Source organism: Pseudomonas sp. PDM19, assembly GCF_014852215.1.
Lineage (GTDB): Bacteria > Pseudomonadota > Gammaproteobacteria > Pseudomonadales > Pseudomonadaceae > Pseudomonas.
This window is the reverse complement of the sequence record NZ_JACVBG010000001.1, coordinates 577,602-589,246: the sequence shown is the minus strand read 5'-3', so window position 1 is coordinate 589,246 and position 11,645 is coordinate 577,602. Positions and strand designations below refer to the sequence as shown.

Here is an 11,645-nt window from a genome sequence, read left to right as displayed (position 1 = left end):
CGATCGAGGAGACACTGATGGACCAGGCACCTTCCCCCGCTCTTTCCCCGGAGCTGCACCCCCTGCAAGCGCTCATCCAGGCCGCCGACGAAGCCATCGGTCGCGAGGACTTCGACGCGCTGCTCGGGTTCTACACCGAAGACGCCCTGCTGGTGGTCAAGCCCGGCCTGCTGGCACGCGGCAAGGCGCAGATCCGCCAGGCCTTCGTCGCCATCGCCGAGCACTTCGGGCACAACCTGCGGGTGCGCCAGGGGCGCCTGGACATCCTCGAAACCGGCGACACCGCGCTCGTTGTCGCGCAAACCCTGCTGGATACCAGTCACGGCAAGCTGAGCCGCCGCGCCACCTACGTGTTCCGCCGCGAAGCCGACGGCGCCTGGCGTTGCGCGGTCGACAACTCCTACGGCACCGACCTGCTGGAGGCCACCACATGAATACACAGACAGGCACGCTGCACCTGCTGTGCGGCAAGGCGGCGTCGGGCAAATCCTGCCTCGCCCGCGAACTGGCGGAGGCACCGGGCACCGTGATGCTGGCCGAGGAGCAGTGGCTGGCCGAGCTGTTCCCCTGGGGCATCAGCAACCCCGACGACTACCAGCTCTACGCCCGCCGCGTGCGCAAGGTCATGGGCCCGCACGTGGTCGGCCTGCTCCGCGCCGGTACCAGCGTGGTGCTGGACATCCCCGCCAACACCCTGGCCGACCGCCGCTGGCTGATCGACCTGGCGCAGCAGGCCGGTGCGGCGCACTGCCTGCACTTCCTCGACGTCGACCCGGCCACCTGCCGCAGCCGCCTGCTGGCGCGCCACGCCATCGCCCCGCTGGCTGCGCCGCTGGACCCGGCCGGCTACGAGGCGCTCAACCGCTACTTCGTCGCCCCGCGCCCGGAGGAAAAACTGCAGGTGCAGCGCCATGGCGCCTGAGCGCGTAGAATCGCCGCCCCGATTTGCCCCAATCGCCTGAATTCAGAAAGACCGGATAGATGAACACCGAAGCCATCGCCACCCTGCGCGAGCAACTGCTCACCGCCCTGAACCCCGCCCCTGCGGAAACCCGCCGCCTGTTCCACGGCCGCGGCCGCCGCTGGCCGGGGCTGGAGCAGGTCACCGCCGACTGGCTGGAAGGCGTGCTGCTGGTGTCGCTGTTCCGCGAGCCCGCCGAAGACGAGCTGAGCGCGCTGCGGGCAATGCTGTTGGAACTGGCTCAGGGCGACATCTGGCGCGCCACCGGCGCCCGCAGCCTGATGCTGCAGCACCGCTACACACTGGAAAGCACCATGGAAGTGCTCCACGGCGAAGCCTTCGACGGCTGGCAGATCAGCGAGCATGGCCTGCGCTACCAGCTGGACCTGGGCCGCAAGCAGAACAACGGCCTGTTCCTCGACATGCGCTACGGCCGCCAGTGGGTGCAGGCCAACTCCGCCGGGTTGCGCGTGCTCAACCTGTTCGCCTACACCTGCGGTTTCTCGGTGGCGGCGATGGCCGGCGGCGCGCAGAAGGTGGTCAACCTCGACATGGCCCGTGCCGCCCTCAGTCGTGGCCGCGACAACCACCGCCTGAACGGCCACGACCTGTCGAAGGTGAGCTTCCTCGACCACGACCTGTTCAAGTCCTGGGGCAAGGTGAAGAAATCCGGCCCGTACGACCTGGTCATCATTGACCCGCCGAGCTTCCAGAAAGGCAGCTTCGTCCTCGACAAGGACTACGCCCGCGTCCTGCGCCGCCTGCCGGAACTGCTGGATGGCGCCGGCACCACCGTGCTGGCCTGCGTGAACGACCCAGGCATCGGCGTGGACTTCCTGCTCCGTGGCATGGCCGCCGAGGCGCCGCAGCTGCGCTTCATCGAACGCCTGGAAAACCCGCCGGAGTTCGCCGACATCGAGGAAGACAGCGGCCTCAAGGCGCTGGTGTTCCGGTTGGACTGATCCACCACTTCACCACGCCTGGCATTGAACGGCGGATAACCGTGAACGGTTATTCGCCCTACGAACGAGCGCTCCGACTGAATCACCCGTAGGGCGCATAAAGCCTACAGCGTTATCCGCCGCCCTACCGCAAACCCGGCGTCCACTGTAGGAGCGAGCTCCTACAGAAAAGCCCAACTTCTCCCGATGAAAGGCCGTACCAACCCTTGCGGCCAAGCCACCATCACGCCATCCTTGCCACTGTATGTAAAACCAGTGCCTGCAGATGCCCGCGCCGCTCGACCCCAACCTCTATTACCTGACCAACTTCCACCGCGCCCTCGACTGGATCGACGAACGCTACGCCGACCTGCTCGACGCCGAGGAAGCCCGGTTCATCGCCGATTTCCGCGCGCTGCCGCTGCCGTCGCGGGCGCTGCTGGTGCGGCTGGTAATGCGCAAGGGGCCGCACTTTCGCGCCGGCAAGCTGAGCTACGCGGAAATCGGCGACATCCCCAGCGCCGCCGCGCCGCTGCTGGAGCTGGGCTGGCTCGACAATGCCTACCCGCTCGCACTGGAAGAGCTGCTGCCACTGCTGCTCAAGGACGAACTGCTCACGCGCTTCCGCGCTGACCTGCCGCGCGGCGCGCTGAAGAAGGCCGAGCTGTACGAGCACCTGCACGCCTACCACGAGCAGGTACAACCCTTCGCCGGCTGGTACCCGGAGCTCGACCACCTCTACACGCTGATGGCAACGCCGTTGTGCGATCGCCTGCGCCTGCTGTTCTTCGGCAACCTGCAGCAGGATTGGTCCGAATTCGTCCTTGCCGACCTCGGCATCTTCCGTTACGAAACCGTCCCTTTCACTGCCGACTCCCGAGCCTTCCGCCGCCGCGATGACCTTGAGGCCTACATCCACCTGTGGAACGGCGCGGTGCGCTTCGAAACCGGCGAACCCATCGCCGAGCTGCTGGCCGAACTGGGTGACTTCCACAGCGACAACAGCTACCTGCAAGCCCGCCACGGCCGCCTGCTGTACCGCATGGCCTACCAGCTGGAGCGCGAAGGTGAGCTGGACGCCGCGCTGGCGCTTTACCAACGCACCACCGCCGGGGGCTCGCGGCAGCGGCAGATTCGCGTGCTGGAACGCCTGCAACGCTTCGAGGAAGCCCATGCGCTGGTGCAAGCCGCCCTGGCCGCGCCGGAAAGCGACGGCGAGCTGCAGTTGGTCGAACGTGCGCTGACCCGGCTGATCCGCCAGCTCGGGCTGCCGAAGGAAAAAGTCGCCAAGGCTGCGCCGCCGCTGCGCATCGACCTGGAGCTGGCGCGCCCGGACGTCAACGTCGAATTCGCCGTGCAGGCCGTGCTTCACGAAGACGAAGCGCCGGTGTACTACGTGGAGAACGCGCTGATCTGCAGCCTGTTCGGCCTGCTCTGTTGGGAGGTGATCTTCGCCCCGCTGCCCGGCGCCTTCTTCCACCCCTTCCAGGTCGGGCCCAGCGATCTCAACCGCAGCGACTTCGTCAGCCGCCGCGCGGAAGCCTTCGCCGCACGCCTGGCGTTGCTGGACAGCGATGCGTACCTGAAGGCGATCCGCGAAACCTGGGCCGCCAAGACCGGCATCCTCTCGCCCTTCGTACACTGGGAGCTGCTCGACGAAAACCTGCTGGAGCAGGCCCTGCACTGCCTGCCGGCGGCGCACCTGAAGCTGTGGTTCGAGCGCCTGCTGGCCGACCCGAAGGCCAACCGCGCCGGCATGCCCGACCTGATCCAGTTCTGGCCCGCCGAGGCGCGCTACCGGATGATCGAGGTGAAAGGCCCCGGTGACCGTCTGCAGGACAACCAGAAGCGCTGGCTGGCCTTCTGCGCCGAGCACGGCATGCCAGTGGAAGTCTGCTACGTGCGCTGGCAGGGCGAGGCCGAATGAGCTACGCCATCGCCGTGCGCGCGCTCTGCGAATTCACCGCCAAGGAAGGTGACCTCGACCTGCGCTTCACCCCCGCCCCCACCGCCCAGGAAGGCATGGCCGGCCACGCTACGGTGGTCTCTCGGCGTGGCCTGGGCTACATCGCCGAACTGCCGCTGCGCGGCGAATACCCGGGGCTGGTGGTCAGCGGCCGCGCCGACGGCTACGACCCGAACGAAAACCTGCTGGAAGAGATCAAGACCCACCGCGGCGACGTCGCGCGCATCCCACAGAACCACCGGCTGCTGCACTGGGCGCAGGTGAAGGTATACGGCTGGCTGCTGTGCCAGACCCTGGAGATCGACGCCATCGATCTCGCCGTCGTCTACTTCAACGTCATCACCCAGAAGGAAACCGAGTTCCGCGAGCGCTTCGCCGCCGCCGAGCTGCGCGCCTTCTTCGAGCTGCAATGCCAGCGCTTCGTGCAATGGGCCGAACAGGAAAGCGCCCACCGCGTCGAACGCGACCAGGGGCTGGAGGCGCTGCGCTTCCCTTACGCCGATTTCCGCCAGGGCCAGCGCATGCTTGCCGAGTCGGTGTACCGCGCTGCCCGCGACGGCCAGACGCTGATGGCCCAGGCCACCACCGGCATCGGCAAGACCCTCGGCACGCTGTTCCCGCAGCTCAAGGCCTTCCCCGGCCAGCAGCTGGACCGCCTGTTCTTCCTCACCGCCAAGACCCCCGGCCGGCGCCTGGCGCTGGACGCCCTGGCGACCCTGCGCCAGCAGGAGGCCGCCCAGCCGCTGCGGGTGCTCGAGCACGTCGCCCGCGACAAGGCCTGCGAGCACCCGGACAAGGCCTGCCACGGCGAATCCTGCCCGCTGGCCAAGGGGTTCTACGACCGCCTGCCCGCCGCCCGCGAGGCCGCGCTCAAGCAGTGCTGGCTGACCCAGGAGGCGGTGCGCAAGGTGGCGCTGGAGCACCAGGTCTGCCCCTACTACCTGAGCCAGGAACTGTGCCGCTGGTCCGACGTGGTGGTGGGCGACTACAACTACTACTTCGACATGACCGCCCTGCTCTACGGCCTCACCGTGCTCAACGACTGGAAGGTCACGCTACTGGTGGACGAGGCGCACAACCTCATCGAGCGCGGCCGCGGCATGTACAGCGCCGAGCTGGATCAGGGCGAGTTCAACGCCCTGCGCAAGGTCGCCCCGGCCAAGCTGAAGAGCGCGCTGGAGCGCGTCGGCCGGCACTGGAACCAGCTGCATCAGGACCAGGACGTCGATTACCAGATCTACCCGACCATCCCCGACCTGTTCATCGCCGCGTTGCAGAAGGCCGTCAGCGCCATCACCGACCACCTCACCGACCAGCCCACCGGCAACGAGGCCGAGCTGTTGAGCTTCTATCTCAACGCCATGCTGTTCTGCCGGCTGGCCGAGGCCTACGGGCCGCACTCGCTGTTCGACATCACCCGCCACGACGTCAGCGCGCGCCGCGTGCTCTCGACCCTGTGCCTGCGCAACGTGGTGCCGGCGCCCTTCCTCGCCGAGCGCTTCAAGGTGGCCCACAGCACCACGCTGTTCTCCGCCACCCTGACCCCGGCCCACTACTACGCCGACCTGCTCGGCCTACCCGAAGACACCGGCTGGCGCGAGGTGGAGTCACCCTTCCACGCGCAGCAGCTGGAAGTCCACGCGCTGAGCAACCTCTCTACTCGCTACCAGCACCGCGAGGCCAGCCTCACGCCGATCAGCACGCTGATGGCCCGACAGTTCCGTGCGCGCCCCGGCAACTACCTGGCCTTCTTCAGCAGCTACGCCTACCTGCAACAGGCGCTGGACCGCTTCACCGCCGAGCACCCGGACATCCCGCACTGGGCACAGTCGCGCAGCATGAACGAACTGGAGCGCCAGGCCTTCCTCGACCGCTTCACCACTGGCTCGCGCGGCATCGGTTTCGCCGTGCTCGGCGGCGCTTTCGGCGAAGGTATCGACCTGCCGGGCGAGCGCCTGATCGGCGCCTTCATCGCCACGCTGGGGCTGCCGCAGGTCAACGAGGTCAACGAAGAGATCAAGCAGCGCATGCAGGGGATGTTCGGCGACGGCTACGACTACACCTACCTGTTCCCCGGCTTGCAGAAGGTCGTCCAGGCGGCGGGCCGGGTGATTCGCACGCCGACGGATTCGGGGGTGATCTATCTGCTCGACGACCGTTTCAACCAGCCGGCGGTGCGGAAGTTGCTGCCGGGGTGGTGGAAGCCGGAGCGACTGAAGTTCATCGCCGATCCGCCACGCTCGAAAGCGCCGCAGGGGTATCTGTTGCTGTAAACCGTTGGGTGGCGCTCTTTGTGCTCCGCCGTGATGCAGGCACGAGCGTAAACTTGGGTCGCGGGCATGGCCCGCTCCTACAGTGAGCCACCCAACGTCCGTCAGTCCAACCGCCATTGACGGCGCCTTCCCACCGGATAAACTGTATATCCATACAGCATTATCCGAGTCATCCCATGCCCCGCCACGCCAGTTCCCTCCCCCGGCCCTCTCGCCGGGCGCATGACCGTCGCCGTTCGCCGGCCGGGAGGCCGTGATGGGCAGCGTGGTCGCACTCGACACCCTGTTCCACCAGCGACAGGTCTGGAAGGGCCAACCGCAAGGCCTGCCGCCCAGCCAACAGCCCACCGGCCATGCGCTGCTGGACGCTGCCCTGCCCAGCGGCGGCTGGCCGGAAGCGGCGCTCAGCGAAATCCTCCTGGCCGCCGAAGGCACCGGCGAGCTGCAACTGGTCTGGCCGACCCTCGCGCGGCTCAGCGCGGCGGGCGAGCGCATCGTGCTGGTCGCACCGCCCCACGTGCCCTACCCGGCCGCCTGGCAGGCAGCAGGCGTGGCGCTGGAGCAGCTCGCCATCATCCAGGCGCGCGGGCGCGATGCGCTCTGGGCCGCCGAACAGTGCCTGCGCTCGGGCAGCTGTGGTGCCGTGCTGTGCTGGCCGCAGCAGGCCGACGACCGCGCCCTGCGCCGCCTGCAGGTGGCCGCCGAAACCGGGCAGACCCTGGCCATCGCCTACCGCTCGCAGCGCGAAGCGCTCAACCCCTCGCCCGCCGCGTTGCGCCTGGCGCTGGACGCCAACCCGGCGCAGCTGCGCGTGCTCAAGTGCCGGGGTGGCCTGGCGCCGGCGCGGCCCATCCCGCTGCCCTGGCACTGACCATGCTCTGGGCCTGCATTCTCCTGCCACAGCTGGCCATGGACGGCGTGCTGCGCGGCCGTCCCGAGCCGGACGCCGCCCTGGCGCTGCTCGCCGGGCCGACCCAGCGCCGCGTGCTGCAGGCGGTGAACCCGGCTGCGCGGGCGCTGGGGCTCAAGCCCGGCCAGTCGCTCACCGCCGCCCAGGCCTTGAGCCGCGACTTCGCCACCGCCGAGTACGACCTGCGCGACGTGCAGCGCTGGCAGAACCTGCTGGCCGCCTGGGCCTACGGCTTCAGCTCGCAGGTCAGCCAGCACTACCCGCGCGCGCTGCTGCTGGAGGTGCAGTCCAGCCTGCAACTGTTCGGCCCCTGGCCGCGCTTCGAGGCACGCCTGCGCGAGGAGTTGAACGGGCTGGGCTTCCGCCACCGCATCACCGCCGCGCCCAACCCGGCCGCCGCGCGCATCCTCGCCAACGGCCACGACGGCCTGGCGATCCACGACAACCAGCAGCTGCGCCAGTACCTGGGGAAGATGCCGCTGGAGCGCCTGGGCCTGGAGCGCGACGCCGCCACGTCGCTGGGGCGCATGGGCCTGCGCAGCCTGCAGCAACTGCTCGCCCTGCCGCGCGAAAGCCTGGCCCGGCGCTTCCCGCCACAGGTGCTGCGGCAGGTCGACACCCTGCTCGGCCAACGCCCGCTAGCCCTGGAGTTCTACCGGCCGCCGGACTGTTTCGAGTCGCGTATCGAGCTGAATTTCGACGTGGAGTCCACCCAGGCGCTGCTGTTCCCGCTGCGCCGCCTGACTGCTGATCTCGCCGCCTTCCTCGCCGGACGCGACAGCGGCGTGCAGCGCTTCGTCCTCCATCTGGAGCACCACGAAGGCAGCGACACGCTGATGCCGGTCGGCCTGCTCAGCGCCGAACGCGAGGCGGCGATGCTCTTCGAGCTGACCCGTGGCCGTCTGGAGCAACTGCAACTGCAACTGCGCGCCCCGGTGCACAGCGTGCGGCTGCTGGCCGACGACCTGCCGGCCTTCGTGCCGCAGCACCGCGAGCTGTTCGACGACCGCCCGCAGCAGTCGCTTCCCTGGGAACAGCTGCGCGAACGCCTGCGCGCGCGGCTGGGCGACGACTCTGTGCATAGCCTCGGTGGCCGCGCCGACCATCGCCCGGAGCGCGCCTGGCAAGGCAGCCCGACGCCGCTGCAGGCCATCATCGAAGCCCCGCGCCCCGGCTGGCTGCTGGCCGAGCCCCAGCCACTGCGCGAGTTCGCCCCGGCCCTGCTGGCCGGCCCCGAGCGCATCGAATCCGGCTGGTGGGACGGCGAAGACATCCGCCGCGACTACTACCAGGTGCGCACCCGCAGCGGCCAGCGCGCCTGGGTGTTCCGCCCGGTGGGCGACGACGGCCCGCTGCTGCTGCACGGCTGGTTCGCATGAGCGCGGAAAGTGAAGGCATCGGCTACGCCGAATTGCACTGCCTGTCCAACTTCAGCTTCCAGCGCGGCGCCTCCAGCGCCGCCGAGCTGTTCGAGCGGGCGAAGAAGCTCGGCTACCGCGCCCTGGCGATCACCGACGAATGCAGCCTGGCCGGCATCGTCCGCGCCTGGCAGGCGGCGAAGAAACACGAGATCGCGCTGATCACCGGCAGCGAACTGAGCATCGAGCAAGGCCCGAAGCTGGTGCTGCTGGCGGAGAACCTGGCCGGCTACGAGAACCTCTGCCGCCTGCTCACCCACGCCCGCCGCCGCGCCGAGAAAGGAAGCTACCGCCTGGTGCGCACGGACTTCGACGGCAACCTCGACCACCTGCTGGCAATCTGGCTGCCTCGGGATGATCAGGACGACGACGGATTCTGGCTCCGCGAACTGTTCCCCGAGCGCCTGTGGCTGGGCGTCGAACTGCACAAGGGCCCGGACGACGCCGGCAAGCTGCGCCGTCTACAGGAACAGGCCGCACGCCTGGAGATTCCCGCCGTGGCCTGCGGCGACGTACACATGCACGCCCGCGGCCGCCGCGCCCTGCAGGACTGCATGACCGCCATCCGCCAGCACCTGCCGGTGCACGAGGCCGGCCAGCACCTCTATCCCAATGGCGAACGGCATCTGCGGCCGAGGGAGGCGCTGGCGTCGATCTACCCGGCCGAGCTGCTGGCGGAGACATTGAAGATCGCCGGGCGCTGCACCTTCGACCTGGGCGATCTGAAGTACCAGTACCCGCGCGAGCTGGTACCCGAAGGCCATACGCCCACCTCCTGGCTGCGCGAGAAGACCGAGGAAGGCATCCGGCGCCGCTGGCCGGATGGTGAGACAGAAAAAGCGCGCGCACAGGTGGAATACGAGCTGGAGCTGATCGCCGAGCTGGGCTACGACAGCTACTTCCTCACCGTCCACGATATAGTCGCCTTCGCCCGCCGCCAGAGCATCCTCTGCCAGGGGCGCGGCTCGGCGGCCAACTCGGTGGTCTGCTTCGCCCTCGGCATCACCGAGCTGGACCCGTCCAAGGCCAGGCTGCTGTTCGAACGCTTCATCTCCCGCGAGCGCAACGAGCCGCCGGACATCGACGTCGACTTCGAACACGACCGCCGCGAGGAAGTCATCCAGTACGTGTTCCAGCGCTACGGCCGCAGCCGCGCCGCGCTCACCGCCGTGGCCAGCACTTACCGCGGCGCCGGTGCGGTACGCGACGTGGCCAAGGCGCTGGGCCTGCCGCCGGACCAGGTCGGCGCGCTGGCCGACTGCTGTGGCGCCTGGAGCCGCGAGGCGCCGCCGCCCGAGCGCCTGCTGGAGGCCGGCTTCGACCCGGAAAGCCCGATCCTGCGCCGCGTGCTGGCCCTGACCGGGCAACTGGTCGGCTTCCCCCGGCACCTGTCGCAGCACCCCGGCGGCTTCGTCATTTCCCAGCAGCCACTGGAAACCCTGGTGCCGGTGGAGAACGCGGCAATGCCCGAGCGCACCCTGATCCAGTGGGACAAGGACGACCTCGACGCCGTCGGCCTGCTCAAGGTCGACGTCCTCGCCCTCGGCATGCTCAGCGCCCTGCGCCGCTGCTTCAACCTGGTCGCCGGCTATCGTGGCCAACAGTGGACCCTGGCGACGCTGCCGCAGGAGTGCGCGAAGACCTACGAAATGATCAGCCGCGCCGACACCGTGGGCGTGTTCCAGATCGAGTCCCGCGCGCAGATGGCCATGCTGCCGCGCCTGCGGCCCGAAACCTTCTACGACCTGGTGATCGAAGTGGCCATCGTCCGTCCCGGCCCGATCCAGGGCGACATGGTCCATCCCTACCTGCGCCGGCGGAACAAGGAGGAAAAGGTCGAGTACCCGCACGAAGAGCTGATCCCGATCTTCGAACGCACCCTGGGCGTGCCGCTGTTCCAGGAACAGGTGATGGAGCTGGCGGTGGTTGCTGCCGAGTACACGCCCGGCGAAGCCGACCAACTGCGTCGTTCCATGGCTGCCTGGAAACGCCATGGCGGGCTGGAGCCGCACCGCCAGAGATTGTCCGAACGCATGGGCGCCAAGGGCTACAAGCAGGAATACATCGACCGCATCTTCGAGCAGATCAAGGGTTTCGGCAGCTACGGCTTCCCCGAATCCCACGCCGCCAGCTTCGCCCTGCTCACCTACGCCAGCTGCTGGCTGAAATGCCACGAGCCGGCGGCCTTCACCTGCGCGCTGATCAACAGCTGGCCCATGGGTTTCTACAGCCCCGACCAGCTGCTGCAGGACGCCCGCCGCCATGGCCTGGAGATTCGCCCGGTGGACGTGCGCCACAGCCACTGGGACTGCACCCTGGAACCCATCGCCGAACGCCAGCCGGCGATCCGCCTCGGCCTGCGCATGGTCCGCGGGCTGCGTGAGGACGTCGCCAACGCCGTGGCCCGGGCGCGCGAACAAAGCCCCTTCGCCGATGTCGCCGACCTCTGCCTGCGTGCCCATCTCGACGGCCGCGCCCGCGAACAACTGGCCGACGCCGGCGCCCTGCGCGGCCTCGCCGGCCACCGGCACAAGGCACGCTGGGCGATCGCCGGAGTCGAGCCGCAGCTGCCGCTGTTCGCCGGCCAGGCCACCGAGGAAGCGCCGGTCAGCCTGCCGCTGCCCAGCCGCGGCGAAGACCTGCTCACCGACTACGCGACCCTCGGCACTACCCTCGGCCCGCACCCCATGACCCTGCTGCGCGGCGCCCTCAAGGCCCGTCGCTGCCGCAGTTCAAGGGAACTGGTCAGCCTGGAAGCCGACCGCCCGGTGCGCGTCGCCGGCCTGGTGGTCGGTCGCCAGCGCCCCGGCACGGCCAGCGGCGTCACTTTCATCACCCTGGAAGACGAGTTCGGCATGATCAACGTGATCGTCTGGCGCGACCTCGCCGAACAGCAGCGCCGCCCCTTCCTCAGCGCCCGCCTGATGCAGGTGGACGGCACCCTGGAAGCCAAGGACGGCGTACGTCATGTGATCGCCGGACGACTGACGGACCTGAGTGAGCTACTGGAGGGGCTGGATGTGCGGAGTCGGGATTTCCATTGAGCCAGCAAAACGAATCTCGCAGGAATGCGGCTTCGTAGGATGGCGTGGAGCGCAGCGATACCCAACAGCCCCCGGCACCATCAGCATGGGTATCGCTGCGCTCCACCCATCCTACAAAGAGCGCTCAGCTTC

The 11,645-nt window shown here is 68.7% G+C and carries 8 protein-coding genes; all 8 read left to right on the top strand.

Going from position 1 to position 11,645, the window contains the following annotated elements; translation table 11 throughout:
* The first annotated feature begins 17 nt into the window (after nucleotides 1-17).
* The 8 genes from IB273_RS02605 to IB273_RS02570 all read left to right on the top strand — a co-directional run bounded on the left by IB273_RS02605 (nucleotide 18) and on the right by IB273_RS02570 (nucleotide 11,513).
* The gene (locus IB273_RS02605) at nucleotides 18-434 is read left to right on the top strand and encodes a YybH family protein (RefSeq protein WP_192223145.1); all 417 of its coding nucleotides are present in this window, start codon (nucleotides 18-20) and stop codon (nucleotides 432-434) included.
* On the top strand, nucleotides 431-922 hold the full coding sequence (locus tag IB273_RS02600) for an AAA family ATPase (protein WP_081516829.1): 492 nt from the start codon (nucleotides 431-433) through the stop codon (nucleotides 920-922). The genes IB273_RS02605 and IB273_RS02600 overlap by 4 nt, the downstream gene beginning before the upstream one ends.
* Before the next feature lie 59 nt (nucleotides 923-981).
* Nucleotides 982-1,923 carry a class I SAM-dependent methyltransferase gene (locus IB273_RS02595; protein ID WP_192223144.1) on the top strand — a complete coding sequence of 314 codons (942 nt, stop codon included), beginning with the start codon at nucleotides 982-984 and terminating at the stop codon, nucleotides 1,921-1,923.
* A 265-nt stretch (nucleotides 1,924-2,188) separates the two neighbouring features.
* On the top strand, nucleotides 2,189-3,829 hold the full coding sequence (locus IB273_RS02590; RefSeq protein WP_192223143.1) for a VRR-NUC domain-containing protein: 1,641 nt from the start codon (nucleotides 2,189-2,191) through the stop codon (nucleotides 3,827-3,829).
* The gene (locus IB273_RS02585; RefSeq protein WP_192223142.1) at nucleotides 3,826-6,141 is read left to right on the top strand and encodes an ATP-dependent DNA helicase; all 2,316 of its coding nucleotides are present in this window, start codon (nucleotides 3,826-3,828) and stop codon (nucleotides 6,139-6,141) included. The genes IB273_RS02590 and IB273_RS02585 overlap by 4 nt, the downstream gene beginning before the upstream one ends.
* A gap of 256 nt (nucleotides 6,142-6,397) precedes the next feature.
* Nucleotides 6,398-7,012 carry a translesion DNA synthesis-associated protein ImuA gene (imuA, locus tag IB273_RS02580; RefSeq protein WP_081516825.1) on the top strand — a complete coding sequence of 205 codons (615 nt, stop codon included), beginning with the start codon at nucleotides 6,398-6,400 and terminating at the stop codon, nucleotides 7,010-7,012.
* Between the two features lie 2 nt (nucleotides 7,013-7,014).
* Nucleotides 7,015-8,430, top strand: a complete 1,416-nt coding sequence (locus IB273_RS02575; RefSeq protein ID WP_192223141.1) for a Y-family DNA polymerase — start codon at nucleotides 7,015-7,017, stop codon at nucleotides 8,428-8,430.
* Nucleotides 8,427-11,513: an error-prone DNA polymerase gene (locus IB273_RS02570; RefSeq protein ID WP_192223140.1), complete on the top strand. Its 3,087-nt coding sequence runs from the start codon at nucleotides 8,427-8,429 to the stop codon at nucleotides 11,511-11,513. The genes IB273_RS02575 and IB273_RS02570 overlap by 4 nt, the downstream gene beginning before the upstream one ends.
* Nucleotides 11,514-11,645: the final 132 nt, after the last annotated feature.